The organism is Saccharopolyspora sp. NPDC045941 (assembly GCF_056431445.1).
In genome coordinates this window covers 107778-131141 of record NZ_JBWKKU010000018.1, presented here as the reverse complement: position 1 = coordinate 131141, position 23364 = coordinate 107778, and the positions used below count along the sequence as shown (strand labels likewise).

The following is a 23364-nucleotide window of genomic DNA, read 5'->3' as shown; positions in this document are numbered from 1 at the left end:
CCGCGCTCACCCGAACACGCTGTGCCGCCGAACCGGCTGCGAACCCTCCACCTCGGCACGCTCCACCGGCGCCGCATGCCGGCCACCCGACACCGGCTCCCACACCGACGTCACCGACAACGACAACTCCCCACCAACGACATCCACCGACACCTGATCACCCGCCGACACCGTCCCCGCCAGCACCATCGACGCCAACCGGTTGTCCAACTCCCGCGCGATCACCCGCCGCAACGGCCGCGCCCCGAACTCCGGCTGATACCCCCGCTCCACCAACCAATCCAGGCCCGCGTCACCCACCACCAACCGGACGCCCTTCGCCCCCAACTGCGCGCCCGTGCGCTCCAGCAACAACGACGCGATCCGCCGCAACTGCTCCGCCCCCAACGGCCGGAACACCACCACGTCATCGATCCGGTTGATGAACTCCGGACGGAAGAACGCCCGCAACTCCTCCAGCACCACCAACGCCGACTCCCCCGCATCGGCCCCCGCATCCAGCACCCGATCCGCCCCGATGTTCGAGGTCATGATCACCACCACGTTGCGGAAATCCACCAAGCGACCCTGCGAATCGGTCAACCGCCCCGCATCCAACACCTGCAGCAACGTGTTGAACACATCCGGATGCGCCTTCTCCACCTCATCCAGCAACACCACCGAATACGGCTGCCGCCGCACCCGATCCGTCAACTGCCCGGCCTCGCCATAACCCACGTACCCCGGCGGCGCACCCACCAGCCGCGACACCGTGTGCTTCTCCTGGAACTCCCCCATGTCCAACCGCAACAACCGCTGCGCATCACCGAACAACGCGTGCGCCAACGCCCGCGCCAACTCCGTCTTGCCCACACCAGTCGGCCCCAGGAACAAGAAACTCCCGATCGGCCGGTCCGGATCCGCCAAACCAGCCCGAGCCCGCCGCACCGCCTCGGCCACCGACGCCACCGCCGCATCCTGACCGACCACCCGCGACCGCAACTGCTGCTCCAACTCCAGCAACCGCTGCACGTCCTGCGCACTCACGTCCGCCACCGGAATCCCGGTCCGCGACGCCACCACATCCGCCACGTCATCGGCGATCACCGTCGGCTCGAACACCGCCGACTCCCGCACCTCACCACCGCGCCGCAACCGCACCCGCGAACACGCCTGGTCCAGCAGATCCACCGCCTTGTCCGGCAAGAACCGATCCGCGATGTAGCGCTGCGACAACTCCGCCGCCGCCGACAACGCACCATCATCGATGCGCACCCGGTGATGCCGCTGGTACTTCTCCCGCAACCCCTCCAGCACCACCACCGTCTCCGCCACCGACGGCTCCCCCACCATGATCGGCGCGAACCGGCGCTCCAACGCCGGATCCTTCTCCACGTGCCGCCGGTACTCCTCCACGGTCGTCGCCCCGATCAGCCGCACGTCACCGCGCGCCAACGCAGGCTTGAGCATCGTGCCCGCGTCCATCGAACCCTCGCCCGCACCGGCCCCCACGATGCTGTGCACCTCGTCGATGAACACCAGCACGTCCTCCCGATGCGCCCGGATCTCCGCCAGCACATCCCGGAAGCGCTGCTCGAACTCACCCCGGTACTTCGCCCCGGCCACCATCCCCGCCAGGTCCAGCGACACCACCCGCATGTCCGCCAACGACCACGGCACCGCGCCCTCGACGATCCGCCGCGCCAGTCCCTCCACGATCGCGGTCTTGCCGACCCCCGGATCCCCCATGAACACCGGGTTGTTCTTCGACCGCCGCCCCAGCACCTCGATCGCCTGCTCGATCTCGGCATCCCGGCCCACCACCGGATCCAGCTTCCCGGCCCGCGCCAGCTCCGTCAGATCCAGCCCGAACTCGTCCAGCCGCGGCGTCACGCTCAACACCGACCGAGCCGCACCCCGATCACCCAACTCGATCGCCCGCGCCAACGCCCTCCCGGCCACCGAATCCGCATCCGCGGCCAATCCCAACACCAGGTGCCGCGCCCCCACCACGTCGACACCCTCGCCCAACGCCTGCTGATAAGCCCCCAGCAGCGCCCGCCGGGCCGCCGACGACAGCACAGGCCGGCCCACCGCCCCCGAATCCTGCGCCACCACCGCCGACCGCACCGCGGCCGCCAACTCCTCCACCCGCACCCCGGAGGACACCAGCAACTCCGCCGTCGCCGGCACCTGCGTCACCGCCCACAGCAGATGCGCGCCGTCCAGCTCCCGGCTGCCCCAGTCCACAGTGGCCCGAACCGCCTTCGACACCACCTCGTGCGCCTGCGCATCCAGCAACGTGCCCAAGGCCAGACCGCGCTCCGACGCCGAAGCGTCCCCCGGTGCCCCCGAGAACACCTCGCTGAACAGCGAATCAAAGGCGGCAGAGGAATCACCGACACTGCCGCGAACCAAAGGGGCCACCTCCACACGCACACGCAGGCCCCGCCTGCAACCGAACTCCAGCAGCAGACCAGCAGGCAGCACCCGCACGGCAGGACCGACGCCCGACCGCCGACCCGCCAACACGCCCACCAACAGCGCCGCGCTGATCCCCACGACCGCGCCACCGAGCCCGCTCCGCGGAGCGCAGTTCGATCATCGCGGTCGTGATGTTGGCACCAACATACTGAGAGGCCCGCAACAGCCGTGCAGCACCACTACGCTCGCCGCGGCGCAGCACTGAGGGTGTTGGCCCGCGCGCCCCGCGTCAGCTCGCGCGCTTCTGCGCCTTCTCGATCGCATCGGCCAACCGGGTCAGCTCCTTGCCGATGTGCGACAAGCGCTCCGACATCACGCTGGCGTGCCCGGACAGCGGGCCGACGTGCCCGGCCGCCCGCAGCCACTCGGTCACCCCGCCGCACCCGACGGCCATGCCCTCGACCGTCAACGAGAACCCGCGCATCACCTGCTCGATCTCCTCGACGCTGTGCGGCACAGCGGGGTCGCGCAGCCGATCGCCCAGCGCGGCGGCGGCCTCGCCCACCTGCCACGCCACCTCGGCCGAATAGCCCGACTCGCCGGAATCGGCACTCCGTCTCGTCCCCGACCGCCGAGGTGGCGTGTGCCTACCCGCCTGCGTCGGCGTGTTGTCGGAATGTCCAGCGGCAGTCATAACGAACCAATCAACCCGAGACGGACACCTAGCTCCACCCCGACGCGCCAGAAGCCCCCCGACCGGTGGCGCAAGTCCACCCGTTTCCCGGTTCTCCGCAGCGCAGGAGTAGGTGCCGCGAGGTTATCGCGTCGTGGCTTCGGTTGGTGAAGGTTGGTCCGGAGGATTAATTTTGATCGACACTGAAATCATGAGAAATATCAAACTCAATGCTGTGCCGAGGTGGATTCCCGCGCTGGAAAAGCGATTTCTTCCCAGGCGGCGGGCTGCGACCATCGGGCTGTGGAGATCGATTACCGATGGCGGGCAGAGGCCTCCGACGCCGAACTCGTGTCCCTGACCCTCTCCCACGGCGGCACGGCCGAGTCCGGCTGGTGGGACCGGGTCCGCGCGCACAGCCTGGGCTGGGTGACGGCGCGGCCGCCGGGCGGCGCGCTGATCGGCTTCGTGAACGTCGCCTGGGACGGCGGCGACCACGCCTTCCTGCTCGACACGAAGGTCCGCCCAGACCACCAGCACCGCGGCACCGGAACGGAACTCGTGCGGCGCGCGGCGCGGGCCGCACGGGGCGCGGGCTGCACCTGGTTGCACGTCGACTTCGATCCGCACCTGCGCAGCTTCTACTTCGACGCCTGCGGCTTCCGCCCCACCGACGCGGGCCTGATCCTCCTGGCGGACCGCCGCCGCCCGCAGGTGTGGCCAGCGCTGGTCGTCACCACGATCGGCTTCAGCGGCCTGCTCACCTAGTCTGACCACAATGGACAGCCGGTGGTCTCCTGGTCAGGCGCGGGCGGTCACCGGGACGCCGAACCACCGGTCGGCCGCCGCCTGGAGGGCGTCCAGCTCGGTGGCATCCGGCCGGGGTGATGCCGACGCCCACGCCACGTAGCAGTCCGGGCGGAGGAGCAGGGCGGTGGCACCGATGTCGGCGAGCCGCCCGCGGACCACGTCCACCTGGTCGGTGCGCCCGGCGAGCGTCCCCGGGGATCCGTCCTCGGTCAGGTCGATCAGCAGCGGGCGCGCGCTGCGGGTCAGCTCCGCCAGCCGCACCGGCCCGGTTTCGGTGTGCAGTTCGAATTCCGGGGCGCACCGGCCGATGAGCGGATGCGCGCCCGTGGCTCCCATGTCGTAGCGGACGTCCGAGCCCGCGGTGAGGTCCGCGAGGCGCTGGACGGTGCCGGGGTCGTCGAGTAGCTCGGTGAACAGCTCGCGCAGCGCGGTGACGTCGCTGCCCGGGGCGATCAGCGCGGACTGCGCCTGGGCATAGGTGATCATGCGCCGGGCCGCCTGGCCGCGTTCCGCCTCGTAGCTGTCCAGCAGTCCGGGCGGGGCGTCGCCGCGGAGCTCGGCGGCGAGCTTCCAGCCGAGGTTGATCGCGTCCTGCAGGCCGAGGTTGAGCCCGGGCCCGCCGCCCGCGGTGTAGACATGCGCGGCGTCGCCGAGCAGGAACACCCGGCGGTCCCGGAACCGGTCGGCCACGCGGGTGTTGCCGCCGCTGCGGCGTCGCAGCACGTGCGGCCCCGCGCCGGTGGGCGGGCCGAGCGGCACGTCGGCGCCCAGGACCCGGCGGGCGCTCTCCCGCAGCTCGTCGAGGGTCATCGGCGCCTCGGTCTCCGGCTCGTCCCACTCGATGGTGCTGATCAGCGGGTCCTGCCCCGGCAACGGCGCGTATCCGAAGCCGCCACGCTCGGTGCGGTGCGGCAGGAACGGCAGGATCGCACCGCCGCCGGGCACGTTCAGCGCGCCGGTCGCGGGATCCACCCAGTCCGCGGGAACGGTGGCGTTGGCCGTCCGGTTCGTCGTCCGGTCGTAGCTGACGCCGGGGAAGCCGATGCCGGCGCACTTGCGGATGACGCTGTGGGCGCCGTCCGCGCCGACCAGGTACCGGGCCCGCAGCCGGTACGGCCCGTCCGGGCCGGTGACCTCCACCTCGACCGCGTCGTCGTCCTGCGACAGGCCGGTGACCTCGTGCCCCCAGCGGATGTCGGTGTCGAGCTCGGCGGCCCGCTGCGCCAGGGCTTCCACGATGCGGCGCTGCGGCACGGCCAGGTTGTAGACGGGGCTGTCCGCCAGCAGGCCCAGGTTCAGGCTCATCCCGGCGAACATGAAGTAGGCGGAGTTCGGCAGCGGTGGTCGCGGGCCGCCGCCGAGCGGCTCGTGCAGCCCTCGGCGATCGACCATCTTCACGACCTGGCCGACGAGGCCGTTGGCCTTGGGCTCGTCGCTGGGCTCGGTCAGGCGTTCCAGCACGATCGGCCGCAGCCCGGCCAGGCCCAGCTCGCAGGCCAGCATGAGCCCGTTCGGGCCGCCGCCGGCGATGACGACATCGGCGATCATCGAGGGTGTGCTCCTTCGTCGAAGTGGGCGGAATGGGCCGGATCCGTCCTCATGGGACCGGGAGTCCGGCGGAGATCCGGGCGAACGCCTCGCGCAGCAGCGGCAGGGCGGAGCCGTGCGGGTCTTCGCGCAGCCAGTGCGTCACGGCCGTGGCGCTGCCGGCGCCGACCACTGCGGCGACCAGTTGCGGGTACAGGTCGTGCGCCACGTCGGTGCCGGTGCGTTCGGCGATGGCCTTCGCCAGCTCGTCCTGCGCAATCGCGTTCGCCTTGAGGACTTCGCCCTGCACGGCGGGTTCGGCGAGCATGAGCCGCAGGCCGTCGATCCAGCCCTGGTCGTGGGGCTGCCGGTCGTCCGGTGCCGGCGCGAACTGCGCCTGCACCGCGTTGCCGATGGCGTCCCACAGTGGTTCGGTGGCCGGTCGTGCGCGCAGCTCCTCGGCGATCCGCAGGGCGCGTTCGAGGTGGCTGGCGGCGATGGCCTCGGCCTTGCCGGCGAAGTAGTTCCGGAAGGTGCGCGGCGAGACGTCGGCGGCCGCGGCGATGTCGTCCACCGTGACGTCCTGCCATCCGCGTTCGACGGTCAGGCGGATCGCCGCCCGGCTCAACGCGAGGCGTGTCTGGCGCTTCTTGCGCTCCCGCAACCCGATGCGGGCGTCGTCTTCGGCGGTCATGCGGACCACTGTAGCGAAACTTGCCAAGTTTGCAAGATTGCCATCGTGGCAAGTTTTACGGCTGATCGAGCTCGCGCAGGATCTCGAAGATCTCCTCGTCCGTGGTGGCGTTGAAGTCGCGGTACCACTGCCCCACCGCGGCGAAGCCGACCGGCTGCAGCACGCACACCACCACGTCGGCTTCCGCGCGCAGCGCGGCGACCGCGTCCGGCGCCCCCACCGGCACGGCCAGCACCACGCTGCGCGGCGCCGACCCGCGCAGCATCCGCACCGCTGCGCGCGCCGTGGCCCCGGTGGCCAGCCCGTCGTCGACCAGCACCACGTCACGCCCAGCCAACGGCAGCGGTTCGCCGCGCTGGAACAGCTGCTCCCGGTGCCGCGCCTCGGCCCGCTCCCGCTCGCAGGCAGCCTGCAGGGTCCGCTCGTCGAGGTGGAACGAACGCACCAGCTGCTGGTCGTAGCTCGGCGGGCCGTCGGCGGTCACGGCACCGACGGCCAGCTCCGGCTGGCTCGGCGCGCCGATCTTGCGGGCCACGCAGACCCGCAGCGGCGCCTTCAGCATCCGAGCCACCTCGGCGGCCACCGGCACCCCTCCCCTGGCCAGCCCGAGGACCACGGGATCGACCAGCTCAAGCCCGGTCATCCGCTGGGCCAGAACCCGCCCGGCGTGCCGGCGATCGGCGTAACCGGTGGTGGTTCGATCCGGGAAACTCATGCGAGGCATCGCTCGCCTCCCGTCCGCCACGCGTTGCGCGCGACAGCACATCGGGAAAACCACTCGCCTCGATGATGCCCGCCCGTCGCCGCCGAGCAAACCTCCTCACGTGCGAAAGCCGGCCACCCTCAGCACCCGGAGCCGGTTCAACGCGGCCGCCAGCTCGAAGCGCCGCGGCACGGCGAAATCGCCCACGTATCGCTCGTCGACGGCCAGGACGCCGCGTTCGGCGACGTCCGCGGCGAAGGCGTCGAGCACCTCCGCCACGGTGCGGGCGCCGTCGAGCACTCCCCGCCGCGCGCAGCTGACCAGCGCCAGACCGATCCCGGTGACCTGCGCGGGGTCGACGACCTGCTCCACGCCGCGCAGCTCCACAGTGGATTCACCCAGGGTCAGCGCGTCCACTCCGCGGGCGCGGACCTTCGGTCGTTCGGTGGGGATCGAGCGCGGGTCCACCACGCGGTGCCGGACCTGCGGGAACGCCTCGGCCTCCGAGCGGCGGCCGGTGGGCGCGGCGGCCAACTGCCGGGCGCGCTCGGTGACGTCGCGGGCGTGGTAGGCGTCGAGCATCAGCACCTGGTCGGCCACGTCCATGTAGTCCCCGGAGCCGCCCATCACCAGCACCGTCGACACCCCGTGCGCGGCGTGCAGCGGCCGGATCAGGTCGACGAACGGCGTCAGCGGCTCGGACTCCTTGGCTACCAGCGCCTGCATCCGGGCGTCGCGGATCATCAGGTTCGTCGCCGCGGTGTCCTCGTCGACCAGCAGCACCTTCGCCCCGGCCTCCACCGCCTCCACGATCGAGGCGGCCTGCGAGGTCGAGCCGGAGGCGTTGTCGGTGGAGAAGTCGGTGGTGTCGGCGCCGGTGGGCAGGTGCCCGACGAACGGGCTGACGTCCACCCGGTGCACCCGCCGCCCGTCCTCGGCGCGCACCTTGACGGTGTCCTCGCGGCACACCACCAGCTCCCGGCCGTCGCCGGGAACGTGGTCGTAGACGCCGAACTCCAGCGCGCGCAGCAGCGTGGACTTGCCGTGGAAGCCGCCACCGACGATCAGGGTGATCCCCTCGGGCACCCCCATGCCGCGCACCCGGCCCCGGTTGGGCAGTTCGACCTCGACGCTCAGCGACTCCGGCGCGGCGAACGGCACCCCGTCGGTCAGCGGCCGCTCGTCGACGCCGCTGCGCCGGGGCAGCATCGCGCCGTCGGCGACGAACGCCACCAGCCCCAGGTCCGGCAGCATCCGCCGCAGCGCATCGGTGTCCTCAATGGAGTCCACGAACTCCCGCAGCCGCCCCTGATCGGCCGTGGCCCAGCGCAGCGCGGCCTCCACCGCGTCGGGCAGCTCGTCGCACAGGGCCTGCTCCGCCTGCCTGCCGTCGATGGTCCGACCGCGTCCCGGCAGGTCGATGCCCAGGCGCAGCACCACCGCTCCCCCGGCGATCTGGCAGGCGCTGCGGTCCAGCACCTCCTGCCCGCCGGCGTCGACCCGCAACCGGCTGTCGCGGAGCCTGCGGTACACCGCCCGCACCAGGTACCCGGCCAGCGCCCGCGCGCGCACCGGTGTCGACCACAGCTGTTCGGGGAAGCCCGCGACCGCCGGGTCGACCCGGACCTCGCAGCGGCTGGCCGGGGCGAACGGGTCCGGCTGCACGCGCTGGACCTCCAGGGTGAATCCGCCGAAGGACCAGCGGCCGCCCAATGACTTGTAGCGGCCGTAGCTCGCGCCGTGCATGGCGCGCAGTTCCTGCCGCAGCGCTTGCTCGTCGCCGCGATCACCGCGGGGCCGTTCGTCGCGCCGGCGATCACCCGGTCGCCGGTCCCTGTACCGCCCCGATCCGGGACCGCCCGTTCGCTGTGCCATGCCCGAGACCTACCGGATGCGAGGCCGATTCTCCAATCGGGAGACGTGGATCACGCCGGTTACCACCACAGTGGACGGCGCGTGTCCACAGGGGGCAAAACCGGCGAAACGCCGTGGCGGAACTCAGCGGGCCCGCAATGTGCGGGTTATTCTCCGAACGCGCAAGATCCGCACCCCCACCCCGGTCCGAGACCTCGGACGCCCGGTCCCGCTAGACGACGATGCCTTTCCTGGTGAGGAGGCGAGTGCATGCTCCGCAGATTCCGCGGCCCGATCGGCAGCCGCCAAGGGCGACGCCCGGCCCGCGACGTTTCCCGCCGTCCACGTAGGACCGCAGCGCTGCTCGCGGCGATGATCGCGACGGCCGCGCTGGCCGGTGGCACGGCCAACGCCGAGCAGTCGCGCACCGCGCCGCGGCTGAGCCCCGACGATCCCAACGGCGCCTGGGCGGGCTACAGCTTGCCGGGCGGCAAGGACGCCCAAGCGCGTTCCCTCCCCTTCCCCCTCCCGGCCGGTGCGGTGTCCGGATTGGACGTCAGCGGCCACCAGGGCGACGTCGACTGGCCCCGGGTCTGGGCCGACGGCGCCCGGTTCGCCTACGTCAAGGCCACCGAGGGCACCGGTTTCCGCAACGCCCGCTTCGCCCAGCAGTACGACGGTTCGCACGACGTCGGCATGACCCGCGGTTCCTACCACTTCGGGCTGCCGGACCGCTCCACCGGCCGCGACCAGGCCAACTTCTTCGTCGACAACGGCGGCAGCTGGCGCCACGACGGTCGCACCCTGCCGGGGGCGCTGGACATCGAGTACAACCCCTACGGCGAGGCCTGCTACGGCCTGGACCCGGCCGCGATGTCGCGGTGGATCGCCGACTTCAGCAACACCTACCACGCCCGGACCGGGCGCTTCCCGGTCATCTACACCACGACCGACTGGTGGAACCGCTGCACCGCGTCCAATCCGGACTTCGCCCCGAACAACCCGCTGTGGATCGCCCGCTACGGCCCCGACCTCGGCGCGCTGCCGGCCGGCTGGGGCTACCAGACCATCTGGCAGCACAACGACAAGGGCATCTTCCCCGGTGGGCAGGACACCTTCAACGGCAACAGCAAGCAGCTCAAGCGATTCATCTCCTGACCGTCCCTCCCAACGGCGATGCGGGCCGCCCCGGAACTTCCGGGGCGGCCCGCATCGTTGGTCGCGCGGTCTACTTGTTCAGCAGGTCCGGCGGGATGGGCTGGTCGTTGGCGATCGCGTCGAACATGCGACTGGCTGCCTTGGAGTCCCAGACGATGACCGAACCGCCGTTGGAGTCCTTGCCGAAGCGCCCGAACGGCGCGCTGGTGGTCACGCCCTCGCCGCCGCTGATGTCGCCCATCGCCAGGCCCAGCGACGCCAGGTGCCACAGGTGGTCGCTGTCGTTGACCACGAACGTCTTGCTCGCACTGGAGGCCAGCGGGAACAGCCGGAACGGGTTGATCAGCGTCGACGGGCTGGTCGCCTTGTTGACCAGGGCTCCCAGCAGCTTGCGCTGGTTCTCCGCACGCTCCAGGTCACCGCCCTTGAGCGAGTAGCGCGCCCGGACGAAGGCCAGCGCCTGCGGGCCGTCCAGCTCCTGGCAGCCGGCCGGCAGGTGCGCGTTCGCCATTTCGTCGTCCATCGGCTTGTCCAGGCAGATCTCCACCCCGCCGACGGCGTTGACCAGGTCGGAGAACCCGCCGAAGCCGATCTCCGCGTAGTGGTCGATGTGCACCCCGGTGGCCTTCTCGACGGTCTCCGCCAGCAGCTGCGGGCCGCCGAAGGAGAACGCCGAGTTGAGCTTGGTCTTGCCGTGGCCCGGGATCTCCACGTACGAGTCGCGGGGCAGGCTGATCAGCGCCGGCTGGCCGCCGCCGCTGGGGATGTGCACCAGCATCACGCTGTCGGTGCGCTGGCCGCTGGCGTCGCCGGCCGACAGTTCTTCGCGCTGCGCGTCGTCGAGGCCTTCGCGGCTGTCGGAGCCGACCAGCAGCCAGTTGGAGCCGGACGAGTCCGGGGCCTGCCCGCCGAACGACAGCGCGTCCGTGCGCTGCAGCATGCTGTCGAAGTAGATCACCAGGCCGCCCAGCAGCAGCACCAGCACGACCAGCGTGATGCCGATACGCCGGCCCCACCGCTTCTGCTTGCGCCTCGGCGGCGGCGACGGTGGCCGATCGTCGTCCATCGGCCGCCGAGGGCCTTGATGAGGCGGAGGTGGCGGCGGCGGACGCCGTCCGGGTGGCGGCCCGCTCGGGGCGCCCCGGTAGTAGTCGTACCTCTCGCCGCCGCCTTGCGGTCTCCGGCTCCTCGGCGGTTGCCCCGCCGACCAGTCGCTCATGCACACACCCGCGTCGGTTCGATCCGGCGCGCCCCGCACGCGCCGGGTTTGGCGTGAAGCATCGCAGACGCCCGCTGGGGAATCACCCACCGCTACCGAACGGTGATCGGAGACCACCCGTTTCGGCTGGTGGCGGGCGCGAGGGCGACCTCACAACCCGCCACCACGACCGTGGTGGTCAGCCGTTGACGGCGTCGCGCACCGATTCCGCCCACAACCCGACGGCGTCGTCGACCTGCTCGGCCGTGACGATCAGCGGCGGGATCATGCGGACCACGTTGCCGTGCGGTCCGCAGGTCAGCAGCAGCAGCCCGCGCTGGGCGGCGGCCTGGTGCGCGCGGGTGGCCGTCTCGGTGTCCGGCGCGCCCTCGGGGGTGCTGAACTCGTTGCCCAGCATCAGGCCCAGCCCGCGCACGTCGCCGATCACCGGGTGTTCGGCGGCGACCTTGCGCAGGCCCTCCTGCAGCCGGGCACCTTGTTCGGCGGCGTTGTCGACGAGCCCCTCGTCCCGCACCACGTCGAGGGTGGCCAGCGCCGCCGCGGCCGCCACCGCGTTGCCGCCGTAGGTGCCGCCCTGCGAGCCGGGCCAGGCCTGGCCCATCAGCGCCTCCGGCGCGGCGATGGCCGACAGCGGGAAGCCGCTGGCCAGGCCCTTGGCGGTGATCAGGATGTCGGGGCGGATGCCGGCGTGGTCGTGGCCCCAGAACCGGCCGGTGCGCCCGACGCCGGTCTGCACCTCGTCGACGATCAGCAGGATGCCGTGCCGGTCGGCGCGTTCCCGCAGGCCGTGGAGGAACTCCGGCGGCGCGGGGATATAGCCGCCCTCGCCGAGCACCGGTTCGATGATGATCGCGGCGGTGTCGCGCGGCGAGCTGACGGTGACCAGCAGCTGGTCGAATTCGGCCAGCGCGAAGCGCACCGCGTCGGCCTCGCTGCAGCGGTGCCGGTAGGCCTCGGGGAACGGGGTGAACACGACGCCGGGCATCATCGGGCCGATCCCGGCCCGCACCTTCACGCCGGAGCTGGTGAGCGCGCCGGCGCCCATCGTGCGCCCGTGGAAGCCGCCCTGGAAGGCGACGATGTTCTGCCGTCCGGTGGCCTGGCGGGCCAGCCGGACCGCGGCCTCCACCGCTTCGCTGCCGGAGTTGACGTAGAACAGCCGGTCCAGGCCGTCCGGGAGCACCTCGCCGAGCCGTTCGGTCAGCCGCAGCAGGGGCCGGTGCATGACGGTCGTGTACTGGCCGTGGATGAGGGTACCCACCTGGCGCTGGGCGGCCTCGACCACGCGCGGGTGGCAGTGTCCCGTGCTGGTGACCCCGATCCCGGCGGTGAAGTCCAGGTAGCGGCGATCCTGCTCGTCGTAGAGGTAGACCCCTTCCCCGCGAGCGGCCAGGACCGGCGTGGCCTGCTTCAGCAACGGCGAGAGCTCAGCCATGATCGACTCCAAGGTTCGTGACATGCAAAATGTAGGATTGTTGACAATCTCCGCTGACATGCAACCATCACCGAGCGTCGCTGTCCACCACCCGAGGCAGAAGGGTTCGCCGTAGCCATGACGATCTCAACCGAACAGCACCCCAGAGAGGCCGCCGTCGTCGACGCCGCGCCCAAGCAACTGCTCATCGGCGGCAAATGGCGCGACGCCGAAGGAGACCGCAGCTTCGAGGTCGAAGATCCGTCCACCGGCCGTGCGCTGTGCTCGGTCGCCGACGCCTCCCCGCACGACGGGCTGGCGGCGCTGGCGGCCGCGGCCGACGCCCAGCCGCAGTGGGCCAAGCACCCGCCCCGCGAGCGCGGCGAGATCCTGCGGCGCGCCTTCGAGCTGATCATGCAGCGGCACGAGGACCTCTCGCTGCTGATGACGCTGGAGATGGGCAAGCCGCTGACCGAGTCGCGGGCCGAGGTCACCTACGCGGCGGAGTTCTTCCGCTGGTTCTCCGAGGAGGCCGTGCGCATCGGCGGCGACTACGCGGTGGCGCCCAACGGCAGCGGCCGGTTCCTGGTGATGCGCCAGCCCGTCGGCCCGGCGCTGCTGATCACCCCGTGGAACTTCCCGATGGCGATGGGCACCCGCAAGATCGGCCCGGCCATCGCCGCGGGCTGCACCTCGGTGATCAAGCCGGCGCACCAGACGCCGCTGTCGATGCTGGCGCTGGCCGAGATCCTCATCGAGGCCGGGCTGCCCGACGGCGTCCTCAACGTGGTCACCTCGCGCAGCGCGGGCAAGCTGATGGAGCCGATGATCCGCGACGGCCGCGCCCGCAAGCTGTCGTTCACCGGGTCCACCGCGGTGGGCCGCAAGCTCATCGAGCAGTCCGCCGACCAGGTGCTCAAGGTGTCGCTGGAGCTGGGCGGCAACGCGCCGTTCATCGTGTTCGACGACGCCGACCTGGACGCCGCGGTCGACGGCGCGATGCTGGCCAAGATGCGCAACATCGGCGAGGCCTGCACCGCGGCCAACCGGTTCTACGTGCACGCCGACGTCGCCGAGGAGTTCTCCCGGCGGCTGGCCGAGCGGATGAGCGGCCTGCGGGTCGGCCGCGGCGTCACCGACGAGATCCAGGTGGGCCCGCTGATCGACGACGCCCAGCTGGGCAAGGTCACCGAGCTGGTCGCCGACGCGGTGCGGCTCGGCGCGGACGTCGTCACCGGCGGCGCCGGCCGCGACGGCGAGGGCTACTTCTACCAGCCGACCGTGCTGACGAACGTGCCGCTGGAGGCCCGGATGGGCCAGGAGGAGATCTTCGGGCCGGTCGCGCCGATCACTACCTTCACCGACGAGCAAGCCGTCGTCACCCAGGCCAACGACACCGAGTACGGCCTGGTCAGCTACCTCTACACCCGCGATCTGCAGCGCGGCCTGCGGGTGTCGGAGGCGCTGGAGAGCGGCATGGTGGGCCTCAACCAGGGCATCGTGTCCAACCCGGCGGCGCCCTTCGGCGGGGTGAAGCACTCCGGCCTGGGCCGCGAAGGCGGCAAGTTCGGCATCGAGGAGTTCCTGGAAACCAAGTACGTCGCCGTCGGCGGCCTCTGACGAGAAGACTGCGGCGCGACCTGCTCGGCGGGGCAGGTCGCGGAACCGCGAACGCGGGGCGGGACTCCTTCCACTGTGGAGGGAACCCCGCCCCGCGTCAGGTGCGTCAGCTCGCCATGGAGCCGTTGAGGCGCTCCAGCGCGTCGGTCATGTGCGCCGTCAGCCGCTCCAGCAGCAGCTGCTCGTCGCCCGTCTCGATCGCGTCGACGAGCCCCTTGTGCTCGTCGACCAGCGCCTGCACGTCCGCGTGGTACTTGTCCTGCAGCGCCGTCAGGCACATCCGCTTCTCCACCAGCAGCGTCTGCGCCATCCGCTGCAGCCGCGGGCTGCCCGACACCCGCACCAGCGTCTCGTGGAACTCCTGGTCGGCGTCGGCCAGCTCGATCGAGTCGCCCTTGCCCGCCGCGGCGACCATCCGGCTCTGCGCCGCGGTCAGCTCCGCCACCGCCTCCACCCGGTGGTGGCGGACGATCTGCTCGCACGCGGCGCGCTCCACCGCCAGCCGGGCCAGGTAGATGTCGTGGACGTCCTCGGCGTCCAGCGTCATCACGAACAGCCCGCGGTGCGGTTCACTGCGCAGCAGCCCTTCGGCGACCAGCCGCTGCATGGCCTCCCGCAGCGGCCCCCGGCTGACGCCCAGCCGGGCGGCGAGTTCAGCCTCGCCGAGCTGACTGCCCGGCGGCAGCGACCCGTACATGATCGCCGCCCGAAGCTGGTCGGCCACGATCGCCGCGGTCGACTTGCGCTGCACCGGCTCTAACTCACCCGGCTGCTGGTTCTGCTCGTCGGTCCCGAGCACCTGACACCATCTCCTCATTCCGGGGAGGCATCGCGCTCCCCTCCCGTTCCCTCACGGAACAGCTTTCCCAATCCGTCGCGCGCCGCCCGATCACCCGCCAGCCGCAGCGCCTCCCAGGCGCTGACCTGGTTGGCGGTGAGCACCGGCTTGCCGAGCCGGTCCTCCAGCTCACCCAGCCACGCCGCGGTGTGCAGCGCGGTGTCCGGCATCAGCAGCGCATCGGCCCGGTCGTCGTCGTTGGCCGCCGCGAACTCCAGCACCTCGTCGCGGCCGAGCGTGCCCACCTCGGCTGCGGTGATGATGCCCCGGCTGGACAACCTCACCACCTCCAGCCCCGCGGCCTGCAGGAACTCGACGAACCTGGTGGCCACGTCGTCGGGGTAGGTCGCGGCCACCGCCACCCGCCGCAGACCGAGGGCCGCCGCGGCGTGGACGAACGCGAACGACGTGCTGGACGTCGGCAGCCCCGTGACCGCCTGCAGCTTCTCCACCTGCTCCCGCGCGCCCTGCGGGCCGAAGACGAAGCTGCCGCTGGTGCACGCCCAGATCACCGACTGCACGCCGTGCTCCAGCAACTGCCGCGCACCGTCGGCGAGCACGTCGTCCGAGCCGATGTCCAGCAGCGCGTCCACCCGATGCGCGTCCTCGCGCATCAAGGTGTGCACCAGGGGCAGCCGGATACCACCACCGAGCAGCCCTTCGAGCGCGGGGTAGTCGTCCTCGGCGCTGTAGCCGGGGTAGAGAATTCCTGCGGTGAACGGCACCGGTAGCTCCATCCTTAGTCGACATCGTTTCCGACACCACCGCTGCGGATCCGCCGACGCCAACACCGCACAACCGGTCGATTGTTGACAATGTTACCGCAGGGTCCGTCGCGGCTAACCCGTTCTTGATGCGATCGTCACGCGGCCGGCGCGTCCACCACCTGCATCAGCCGCTGTTCCGGGGCCACCGCCTGCAGCCCCATCTCGCGCAGCGCCGCCCAGATCGTGACCTGGTTGGCCGTCAGCACCGGCTTGCCCAGCTCCTGCTCCAGCGGCCCGATGATGTCGTAGGTCGGCAGGTTGGTGCAGCTGATGAACATCGCCTCGGACTCCGGCCGGTCGGCCGAGCGTACGATGTCCACCACCTGCCGGTAGTTGACCTTCCAGATCTGGCCGAGCAGACCCAGGCCGACACTGGTGACCACGTCGATGCCGTGCTCGTCGAGGAAACCGTGCAACCGCTCGGTCACGCTCCCCACGTACGGCGTGGCGATCGAGATCCGGCCGGCGCCCAGCATCTGCAGGGCCTGCACCAGCGCGCCGGAGGCGGTGACCGCGGCCGGCGCACCGGCCTGCAGCATCACCTCCACCAGCGCGCGCTCCCCCGTCGCCCCGTTCACGAAGCTGCCGGAGGTGCACGCGTAAGCGACCACCTCCGGCTCCGGGACCAGCAGGTCGCGGGTCGCGCCGTGCACCGCCGCCTCGTCGCTGACCAGGCTGGCCTGCTCGACGGTCACCGGCACCGGCACGAACGCCGTGCGCGTCAAGTACAGCGAGACGCCCGCTGGGGTCCACCGCCACAGTTCGCGGTCCAGCGCCAGGTCGAACGGGGCGATCACTCCCACGCCGCGTTGCGGCTCCGGGCCCGATACCGCCCCGAGGAAGTCAGGCGGCATTTGTTCCCCGTCAATCCTGGTAGCGGTCGTAGCGGAGGGTCTCGCCGACGCTGCCGGACCGCCAGACGTCGTTGCACGCCTCGGCCATCCGGTCCAGCCCCTCCACGATGGTGGCGTAGACGTTGCCCGGCACCCAGCCCACGTCACCGTTGAGCAGCAGGTTGTTCCGCCCGTAGAAGATCGCCAGATCGATCACGCCGGGCAGCTCGTGGATGTTCTTCTCCTCCTTGAACTGGCGGTCGAGCATGCCGCCGGGGAAGGAGAAGTACACGACATCGCCTGGGATCGGGGTGACCGTCGGGTTCTCCTGACCGGGTTCGTCGGCCGCGAACCGCGGCACCATCGTGTAGATCTCGTTGCGCGCGTACTTGGCGTGGTGCACCGGCCCGACCTGGGGCAGCGCTTGCCACACGGCTTCACAGGTTCGGGGGGCGTCCTTGTCCAGCAGCTCCGCCACGCAGGACACACCGCGCTTTTCCAGCGTGATCGACAGGTACCTGGGCATCGTGATCTTCCGTTCGCAGGAGTGGGGACTGTTGACTCATCTCCTCCGGTCCCGACCCCGCCGCGCGTGGTCGGGAATCGCCTCGGCCGCCGAGGGTACCCGTGGATTGTTGACAATCCTACGAACGCTTCATAGCGTGTCAATGCCCGGTGCCGACGCGGTTTTCCCGTTCAGCACGGGCGAAACGAACTCTTAACCCGGCGCGCCCGACGATCATCGCTGCCCGGCCCCCACGCCCCACCGCACCTAAGGTCAGGTCATGATCCACCGCACTCCCACGGTCGTCGTCCTCCACGGCGGGACCCCACCGGCGGAAATGGCCCGCATCCAAGCCCACGCCGAGCTGCGCTACGCCGACGCCGACCAACTGGCCGACGCGCTGCCCGGCGCCGACGTGCTGTTCGTCTGGGCCTTCCGCTCCGAAGCCGTCACCGACGCCTGGCCCCGCGCCGACGCCCTCCGCTGGGTGCACGCCGCCAGCGCCGGAGTCGACCGCCTGCTGTTCCCCGCGCTGCAGGACTCCGACGTGCTGCTGACCAACTCCCGCGGCGTCTTCGACCGCCCGATGGCCGAATACGTGCTCGCCACCGTGCTCGCCTTCGCCAAGGACCTGCACACCACGCTGCGACTGCAGGACCGCAAGCAGTGGCAGCACCGCGTGACCGAACGCGTCGCGGGCAAATCCGCCCTCGTCGTGGGCACCGGACCGATCGGCCGCGCCATCGCCCGCCAGCTCACCGCCGCCGGGCTCACCGTGTCCGGCGCCGGACGCGTCGGGCGCAGCGACGACCCCGACTTCGGCGACGTGCACGCCTCCAGCGACCTCGCCCACGTCATCGGCGCCTTCGACTACGTCGTGCTCGCCGCCCCGCTGACCGAGCAGACCAAGGGACTCGTCGACGCCGAGGTCCTCGCCCACTGCCGGCCCACCGCGCGGCTGATCAACGTCGGCCGCGGCGAACTCGTCGTCGAAACCGACCTCATCGCCGCCCTGCGATCCGGGCAACTGGGCGGCGCCGCCCTCGACGTCTTCGACACCGAACCACTGCCGGAGACATCGCCGCTGTGGGAGATGCCCAACGTGCTCGTCTCCCCGCACATGTCCGGCGACACCATCGGCTGGGTCGACGAACTCGTCGACCTGTTCCTCGAGAACCTGCACAGCTACACCGACGGCACGCAGCTGCGCAACGTGGTCGACAAGCAACGGGGTTACATCAGCGGAACGGAGCACTGATGGCGAACACGCACCCGGCCGAACGCACGGTCGCCGACCTCACCGCCACCGATCTGCTCGCCGCCTACTCCGCCGGCGAGCTGTCCCCGGTGGAGGCGACCGAGGCCGCGCTGCGCCGCATCGCCGACGCCGACCCTGCGGTCAACGCCTACTGCCTGGTCGACGCCGACCGCGCGATGGACCAGGCCAGGGCGTCCGAAAAGCGCTGGCACCGCGGCGAACCCGCCGGGCGTCTCGACGGCGTGCCGACCTCGATCAAGGACATCTTCCTCACCGAGCACTGGCCGACGCTGCGCGGCTCCCGAACTATCGACCCGCACCAGCAGTGGACCGCCGACGCACCCTCCGTCGCCCGCCTCCGCGAGCACAACGCCGTGTTCGTCGGCAAGACCACCACCCCGGAACTGGCGTGGAAGGGCGTCACCGACAGCCCGCTGCAAGGCATCACCCGCAACCCGTGGGACCCCACCCGCACCGCCGGCGGCTCCAGCGGCGGCGCCGCCGCGGCCGTCGCGCTGGGCATGGCGCCCCTGGCCATCGGCACCGACGGCGGCGGATCCGTGCGCATCCCCGCCGCGTTCTGCGGCATCGTCGCCCTCAAAGCCACCTACGGCCGGATCCCGCACTACCCCGCCAGCCCCTACGGCACCCTCGCCCACGCCGGACCGATGACCGGCACGGTCACCGAGACCGCGCTGATGCTCGACGTGCTGTCCGAACCGGACATCCGCGACTGGTCCGCGCTGGAACCACCGAGCACGTCCTTCCTGGACGGACTCGACTCCGGAGTGCGCGGCCTGCGCATCGCGATCAGCCTCGACCTCGGCTTCGACACCCCCGTCGACCCCGAGGTGGCCCGCGCGATCACCGCCGCCGCCCGCACCTTCGAAGAACTCGGCGCCGTCGTCGAGCAGGTCGACCCCGGCATCACCGACCCGGTCGAGGACTTCCACGTGCTGTGGTTCGCCGGTGCCGCCAAGTCCGTCGAACACCTCACCCCCGAACAACGCGAACTGCTCGACCCCGGGCTGCACGAGATCTGCCGGCAGGGCCTCACCTACTCCGCGCAGGACTACCTCGAAGCCACCAACACCCGGATGCTGCTGGGCCAGCGCATGGGCGCCTTCCACCAGACCTACGACCTGCTGCTGACCCCGACCGTGCCGATCCCGGCGTTCGAAGCGGGCCTGGAAGTCCCGCCCGGCTCCCCCCACCCGCGCTGGACCAGCTGGACCCCGTTCACCTACCCGTTCAACATGACCCAGCAGCCGGCCATCAGCGTCCCCTGCGGGAACACCACCGACGGGCTGCCGATCGGCCTGCAGATCATCGGCCCCCGCCACGCCGACGCCAAGGTCCTCCGCGCCGCCCGCGCCTACGAGCAGACCCAGCCCCGGCTCCGCCCGCACACCCCCTGAACCCGCGATCACGCCAACGACAGCATGGTGGCGAAGCCCAGCGCCGTCACCAGCAGAGTGGAGCAAGCCGCCAGCGCGAAGGCCTTCGGCCCGTTGCGCAGCAACGCCTTGACCCGCACCCCGAAACCCAGCGCGAACAACGCACCCGCCAGCAGCAGCGTGGTCAGCTCCTTCGCCCCGTCCAGCACCACGACCGGCAGCACATCCACGCTGCGCACCGCCACCGCGACCAGGAAACCGAACACGAACAACGGCATCACCGGCGGACGCTCACCGCCGGCCGCACCACGACGCCGGCGCTCCACCAGGCTCACCGCGGTCACCATCGGGGCCAGCAACACGACCCTGCTCAGCTTGACGACCACCGCGACCGCCACCGCCGCACCGCCCGCCGGCGACGCGGCCGCCACCACCTGCGCCACCTCGTGCACGCTCCCGCCGGCGATCCGGCCGATCTCATCAGCCGACAGCCCCATCCCGGCGGCCATCGCGGGCAGCGCCAGCATCGTGATCGTCCCGAACACCGTCACCATCGCCACGCTCGTGGCCACGTCCTCGTCCTCGCGTTCGACGACGCTCTCCATCGCCGCCACCGCTGACGCACCGCAGATCGAGAACCCCGTCGCCACCAGCACCGACAAACCGCGCGGCACCCGCATCAGCCGGCCGATCAGCAACGTCCCCAGAAACGTCAGCCCCACGATCAGCAACACCGCCACCACGGTGCCCGCCCCCAGCCCCAGCACCTGCGAAACCGACAGCTGCAAACCCAGCAGCACCACCCCGACGCGCAACAGCCTCTTCGTCGCCCACGCGATGCCCGGCCGGGTCGCCTCCGGAAAGCCCGGCAGGTTCCCGGCCACGATGCCCAGCACCACCGCAGCGGTCAACGCACTCACCGCCGGGACCAGCCCGGACACCACCAAGGACACCGCGACCGCCGCGCCAGTCACCACCAGCCCCGGCCACAACGCACCGATACCCGACTGCTGCGAGCTGAAAGTCTTCGTCACCCTTACAGGCTCGCCACCAGGCCACCCGGCCAGTAGCCGTGATCTGCACAGGACGTCATAGCCAAAGTGCATGCCCCACCAGCACGGCAACCGGTGGCCCACCGACACCGCCCGGCCACCGACCTATCCTTGTGGCATGGCCCCGCCCGACCCCGAATCGCTCCGGCTGCTGGTCCTCGTCGGTGAACTCGGCAGCATCGGAGCCGCCGCGGCCGAACTGCGCATCAGCCAGCCCTCCGCCAGCAAGCGGCTCAGCAGGCTGGAACGCCAGCTCGCCCTCCCGCTGGTGGAACGCACCCGCCAGGGCTGCACGCTCACCCCCGCCGGAACCATGGTCTGCGACTGGGCCAGGCAAGTCCTCGCCCACGTCGACGGCCTGATGAACGGCGTGCGCGCCCTGCGCGCCCAGCACGAAGCCAAGCTCCGCGTCGCCGCCAGCATGACCATCGCCGAATACCTCGCGCCCCGGTGGATCAGCCGGCTCCGCGCCACCCTCCCCGACGTGCCCCTCGAACTCGACGTCGCCAACTCCCTGGCCGTCGCCGAAGCCGTCCGCCACGGCCACGCCGACCTCGGCTTCATCGAAACCCCGGTGCCCCCCGAAGGCGTCTCGGTCCGGTTCGTCACCCGCGACCGCATGGTCGTCGTCGCCCCGCCCGAACACCCCTGGGCCAGGCTGCGCCGCCCCCTGACCGCCACCGAGCTCGCAGCCACCCCGCTGATCGTGCGCGAACACGGCTCCGGAACCCGCGAAACCCTCCACCGCGCACTCGTCGGAGTCGGCGCCGAGCCCGTCACGCCGCTGCTCGAACTCCGCTCCACCACCGCCGTGCGCAACTCCGTCGTCGCCGGCGCCGGCCCCGCGGTCCTCAGCGTCCTCGCCGTAGCCACCGACCTAGCCGAACAACGCATCGTCGACGTGCCCGCCACGGGCCTCGACCTGCACCGACCGCTGCACGCGGTCTGGCGCGCCGGACTCCAGCTCACCGGCCCGGCCGCCGCCCTGCTGGCCATCGCCATGCGCACCCCGGAAACCGGCTCCGCCGGCTGACAGCCCGCCACAGCGCCCGTCTTGGCTGTGATGGCCTGGAATGTGTTGCAGGTCAGACCCTAAACGAGTCCTCCGCAGGCTCTGCTCTACTCCTCGTCCCAGGCCGACATCACGTGCTTGATCCGGCTGTACTCCTCCAGCCCGTAGCGGCCGAAGTCCCGCGCCGACGCCGAATGCTTGAACCCGCTGTGCGGCATCTCCGCCACGAACGGGTAGTGCGTGTTGATCCACACCGTCCCGGCCTGCATCCGCCGCGACACCCGCATCGCCCGCGCGTGATCGCGCGTCCAGATGCTCGACACCAACCCGTAGCGCACCCCGTTGGCCAGCTCCACGGCCTCCTGTTCGCTGTCGAAGCGCTGCACCGTCAGCACTGGCCCCAGCACCTCGTTCTGCACCAGCTCGTCGTCCTGCTCCACCCCGGCGACCACTGTCGCCTCGTGGAAGAACCCCCGCTCCCCCTTGCGCCGCCCACCCGCGACGATCCGCGCGTGCTCCGGCAGCCGCTCCAGATGCGCCTGCACCAACTCCAACTGCCCCAGGCTGTTCAACGGCCCGAACGCCGCATCCGGATCCTGCGGCGGCCCCGGCCGCATCGCCTCTGCCCACTCCGCCAACGCCGCCACCAGCTCGTCGAACGCCTCCGGTCCCGCCAGCACACGGCTCGCCGCCGTGCAGCTCTGCCCCGCGTTCCCGAAGGCCGCCGCGGCGATCCGCCGCGCCGCCCGCGGCACGTCCGCATCGTCGAACACCACCGCCGGCGCCTTCCCGCCCAGCTGCAGGTGCGCCCGCTTGAGATCGGCCGCCACCGAACCCGCGACCTCCATCCCGGACCGCACCGTGCCGGTGATCGAGAACATCCCGGGCACCTCGTGCGCCACCATCGCCCGGCCGCTGTCGCGATCCCCGCAGATCAGGTTCAACGCCCCGGCCGGCAGGAAACCGCCCGCGATCTCCACCATCAACGCCGTGCTCACCGGCGTCGTCTCGGCCGGCTTGAGCACCACGGTGTTCCCCGCCGCCAACGCCGGCGCGAACTTCGCCGCCGCCAGCAACAACGGATGCGTCCACGACGTGACCTGCGCGCACACGCCGATCGGCTCCCGCCGCGAGAACGACGTGTGCCCCGGCACGTACTCACCGCCCGCGCTGTCGTCCTGCATCCGCGCGGCCCCCGCGTAGAAGCGGATCAGGTCCACCGCCAACGGCAGCTCGTCATCGCGCACCACCGACCAGGGCTTGCCGGTGTTGCGGCACTCCGCGACCACCAGCTCGTCGGCCCGATCCTCGATCGCGTCGGCGACGTCCAGCAACACCTGCTGCCGCTGCCGAGGCGTCGCTTGCGACCAGGACTCGAACGCCGACGCGGCGACCGCCATCACCGCGTCCACATCCATCCACCTCGTCAGCGGAGCGGTGCCGTACTCCTCGCCGGTGCTCGGATCCACCAGCGGCAACGTCTCTCCGGCCAGGGTGCCGGCGGGCTCGCCGCCGACGAAGTTGTGCAGTTCCAGCGCCGCGGTCAAAAAGGGCCTCCATCGCTGAGCCCGACCGTCGGTGGCCGGTCGGTGCCACGTCCGCCCACCGACCCTAGCTCCCCCGCCGG

The 23364-nt window shown here is 71.3% G+C and carries 20 protein-coding genes; 6 read left to right on the top strand and 14 right to left on the bottom strand.

The annotated features are described in order from the left end of the window. Positions 1 to 6: 6 nt before the first annotated feature. Positions 7 to 2397: an ATP-dependent Clp protease ATP-binding subunit gene (locus AC07FN_RS17225; protein WP_478396492.1), complete on the bottom strand. Its 2391-nt coding sequence runs from the start codon at positions 2395 to 2397 to the stop codon at positions 7 to 9. Between the two features lie 295 nt (positions 2398 to 2692). Further along, positions 2693 to 2980 (bottom strand): hypothetical protein, encoded by a 288-nt coding sequence (locus AC07FN_RS17220; protein WP_245761277.1) that lies wholly within the window; start codon positions 2978 to 2980, stop codon positions 2693 to 2695. Positions 2981 to 3379: 399 nt separating this feature from the next. Here AC07FN_RS17220 and AC07FN_RS17215 point away from each other — a divergent pair, with 399 nt between their 5' ends. Beyond that, the gene (locus tag AC07FN_RS17215; RefSeq protein ID WP_478396491.1) at positions 3380 to 3844 is read left to right on the top strand and encodes a GNAT family N-acetyltransferase; all 465 of its coding nucleotides are present in this window, start codon (positions 3380 to 3382) and stop codon (positions 3842 to 3844) included. 33 nt (positions 3845 to 3877) lie between these two features. On the opposite strand, the gene AC07FN_RS17210 is transcribed toward AC07FN_RS17215, so the two are convergent. The 4 genes from AC07FN_RS17210 to AC07FN_RS17195 all read right to left on the bottom strand — a co-directional run bounded on the left by AC07FN_RS17210 (position 3878) and on the right by AC07FN_RS17195 (position 8685). Beyond that, entirely contained in the window at positions 3878 to 5434 is a 1557-nt protein-coding gene (locus tag AC07FN_RS17210; protein ID WP_478396490.1) for an FAD-dependent monooxygenase, read from the bottom strand. A gap of 49 nt (positions 5435 to 5483) precedes the next feature. Continuing rightward, positions 5484 to 6107, bottom strand: a complete 624-nt coding sequence (locus AC07FN_RS17205; protein WP_478396489.1) for a TetR/AcrR family transcriptional regulator — start codon at positions 6105 to 6107, stop codon at positions 5484 to 5486. Positions 6108 to 6162: 55 nt separating this feature from the next. Continuing rightward, positions 6163 to 6831, bottom strand: a complete 669-nt coding sequence (locus tag AC07FN_RS17200) for a phosphoribosyltransferase (RefSeq protein ID WP_478396488.1) — start codon at positions 6829 to 6831, stop codon at positions 6163 to 6165. Positions 6832 to 6927: 96 nt separating this feature from the next. Further along, positions 6928 to 8685, bottom strand: coding sequence for an ABC-ATPase domain-containing protein (locus tag AC07FN_RS17195; RefSeq protein ID WP_478396487.1), 1758 nt, complete (start codon positions 8683 to 8685; stop codon positions 6928 to 6930). Positions 8686 to 9036: 351 nt separating this feature from the next. On the opposite strand from AC07FN_RS17195, the gene AC07FN_RS17190 reads away from it, so the two are divergent. After that, positions 9037 to 9822 (top strand): lysozyme, encoded by a 786-nt coding sequence (locus tag AC07FN_RS17190; RefSeq protein WP_478396514.1) that lies wholly within the window; start codon positions 9037 to 9039, stop codon positions 9820 to 9822. Between the two features lie 70 nt (positions 9823 to 9892). Here the strand turns inward: AC07FN_RS17190 and AC07FN_RS17185 are convergent, their stop codons facing one another. After that, positions 9893 to 10888: an LCP family protein gene (locus AC07FN_RS17185; protein ID WP_478396486.1), complete on the bottom strand. Its 996-nt coding sequence runs from the start codon at positions 10886 to 10888 to the stop codon at positions 9893 to 9895. A gap of 331 nt (positions 10889 to 11219) precedes the next feature. Then, positions 11220 to 12476 (bottom strand): aspartate aminotransferase family protein, encoded by a 1257-nt coding sequence (locus AC07FN_RS17180; protein ID WP_478396513.1) that lies wholly within the window; start codon positions 12474 to 12476, stop codon positions 11220 to 11222. A gap of 117 nt (positions 12477 to 12593) precedes the next feature. Between AC07FN_RS17180 and AC07FN_RS17175 the strand changes: the two genes are divergently transcribed. Then, complete coding sequence (locus tag AC07FN_RS17175) at positions 12594 to 14075, top strand: NAD-dependent succinate-semialdehyde dehydrogenase (protein ID WP_478396485.1); 1482 nt, start codon at positions 12594 to 12596, stop codon at positions 14073 to 14075. Positions 14076 to 14181: 106 nt separating this feature from the next. Here the strand turns inward: AC07FN_RS17175 and AC07FN_RS17170 are convergent, their stop codons facing one another. From AC07FN_RS17170 to AC07FN_RS17155, 4 genes are all read right to left on the bottom strand, one after another. Next, the gene (locus AC07FN_RS17170; protein WP_132486075.1) at positions 14182 to 14874 is read right to left on the bottom strand and encodes a GntR family transcriptional regulator; all 693 of its coding nucleotides are present in this window, start codon (positions 14872 to 14874) and stop codon (positions 14182 to 14184) included. Between the two features lie 14 nt (positions 14875 to 14888). Beyond that, positions 14889 to 15650, bottom strand: a complete 762-nt coding sequence (locus AC07FN_RS17165; RefSeq protein WP_478396484.1) for a maleate cis-trans isomerase family protein — start codon at positions 15648 to 15650, stop codon at positions 14889 to 14891. Positions 15651 to 15775: 125 nt separating this feature from the next. Further along, positions 15776 to 16534 carry a maleate cis-trans isomerase family protein gene (locus AC07FN_RS17160; protein ID WP_478396483.1) on the bottom strand — a complete coding sequence of 253 codons (759 nt, stop codon included), beginning with the start codon at positions 16532 to 16534 and terminating at the stop codon, positions 15776 to 15778. 10 nt (positions 16535 to 16544) lie between these two features. Next, a complete protein-coding gene (locus AC07FN_RS17155; protein WP_132486081.1) occupies positions 16545 to 17039 on the bottom strand; it encodes a DUF3830 family protein in 495 nt (164 codons plus the stop codon). Between the two features lie 259 nt (positions 17040 to 17298). Between AC07FN_RS17155 and AC07FN_RS17150 the strand changes: the two genes are divergently transcribed. Together AC07FN_RS17150 and AC07FN_RS17145 are read left to right on the top strand one after the other, a co-directional pair. Beyond that, the gene (locus tag AC07FN_RS17150) at positions 17299 to 18276 is read left to right on the top strand and encodes a D-2-hydroxyacid dehydrogenase (RefSeq protein WP_478396482.1); all 978 of its coding nucleotides are present in this window, start codon (positions 17299 to 17301) and stop codon (positions 18274 to 18276) included. Beyond that, positions 18276 to 19694, top strand: a complete 1419-nt coding sequence (locus AC07FN_RS17145; RefSeq protein ID WP_478396481.1) for an amidase — start codon at positions 18276 to 18278, stop codon at positions 19692 to 19694. Before AC07FN_RS17150 ends, AC07FN_RS17145 begins: the two co-directional genes overlap by 1 nt. 8 nt (positions 19695 to 19702) lie before the next feature. On the opposite strand, the gene AC07FN_RS17140 is transcribed toward AC07FN_RS17145, so the two are convergent. Beyond that, a complete protein-coding gene (locus tag AC07FN_RS17140) occupies positions 19703 to 20707 on the bottom strand; it encodes a YeiH family protein (RefSeq protein ID WP_478396480.1) in 1005 nt (334 codons plus the stop codon). A gap of 136 nt (positions 20708 to 20843) precedes the next feature. Between AC07FN_RS17140 and AC07FN_RS17135 the strand changes: the two genes are divergently transcribed. Beyond that, positions 20844 to 21758: a LysR family transcriptional regulator gene (locus AC07FN_RS17135; protein WP_478396479.1), complete on the top strand. Its 915-nt coding sequence runs from the start codon at positions 20844 to 20846 to the stop codon at positions 21756 to 21758. A gap of 86 nt (positions 21759 to 21844) precedes the next feature. On the opposite strand, the gene AC07FN_RS17130 is transcribed toward AC07FN_RS17135, so the two are convergent. After that, on the bottom strand, positions 21845 to 23284 hold the full coding sequence (locus tag AC07FN_RS17130; protein WP_478396478.1) for an aldehyde dehydrogenase family protein: 1440 nt from the start codon (positions 23282 to 23284) through the stop codon (positions 21845 to 21847). Positions 23285 to 23364 lie beyond the last annotated feature (80 nt).

What these genes read in the sequence shown, in the direction of transcription:
- AC07FN_RS17210 (WP_478396490.1), bottom strand. Translation starts at nt 5,434, where the DNA reads ATGATCGCCGATGTCGTCATCGCCGGCGGCGGCCCGAACGGGCTCATG.
- AC07FN_RS17205 (WP_478396489.1), bottom strand. Translation starts at nt 6,107, where the DNA reads ATGACCGCCGAAGACGACGCCCGCATCGGGTTGCGGGAGCGCAAGAAG.
- AC07FN_RS17200 (WP_478396488.1), bottom strand. Translation starts at nt 6,831, where the DNA reads ATGCCTCGCATGAGTTTCCCGGATCGAACCACCACCGGTTACGCCGAT.
- AC07FN_RS17195 (WP_478396487.1), bottom strand. Translation starts at nt 8,685, where the DNA reads ATGGCACAGCGAACGGGCGGTCCCGGATCGGGGCGGTACAGGGACCGG.
- AC07FN_RS17190 (WP_478396514.1), top strand. Translation starts at nt 9,037, where the DNA reads ATGATCGCGACGGCCGCGCTGGCCGGTGGCACGGCCAACGCCGAGCAG.
- AC07FN_RS17185 (WP_478396486.1), bottom strand. Translation starts at nt 10,888, where the DNA reads ATGGACGACGATCGGCCACCGTCGCCGCCGCCGAGGCGCAAGCAGAAG.
- AC07FN_RS17180 (WP_478396513.1), bottom strand. Translation starts at nt 12,476, where the DNA reads ATGGCTGAGCTCTCGCCGTTGCTGAAGCAGGCCACGCCGGTCCTGGCC.
- AC07FN_RS17175 (WP_478396485.1), top strand. Translation starts at nt 12,594, where the DNA reads ATGACGATCTCAACCGAACAGCACCCCAGAGAGGCCGCCGTCGTCGAC.
- AC07FN_RS17165 (WP_478396484.1), bottom strand. Translation starts at nt 15,650, where the DNA reads ATGGAGCTACCGGTGCCGTTCACCGCAGGAATTCTCTACCCCGGCTAC.
- AC07FN_RS17160 (WP_478396483.1), bottom strand. Translation starts at nt 16,534, where the DNA reads ATGCCGCCTGACTTCCTCGGGGCGGTATCGGGCCCGGAGCCGCAACGC.
- AC07FN_RS17155 (WP_132486081.1), bottom strand. Translation starts at nt 17,039, where the DNA reads ATGCCCAGGTACCTGTCGATCACGCTGGAAAAGCGCGGTGTGTCCTGC.
- AC07FN_RS17150 (WP_478396482.1), top strand. Translation starts at nt 17,299, where the DNA reads ATGATCCACCGCACTCCCACGGTCGTCGTCCTCCACGGCGGGACCCCA.
- AC07FN_RS17145 (WP_478396481.1), top strand. Translation starts at nt 18,276, where the DNA reads ATGGCGAACACGCACCCGGCCGAACGCACGGTCGCCGACCTCACCGCC.
- AC07FN_RS17135 (WP_478396479.1), top strand. Translation starts at nt 20,844, where the DNA reads ATGGCCCCGCCCGACCCCGAATCGCTCCGGCTGCTGGTCCTCGTCGGT.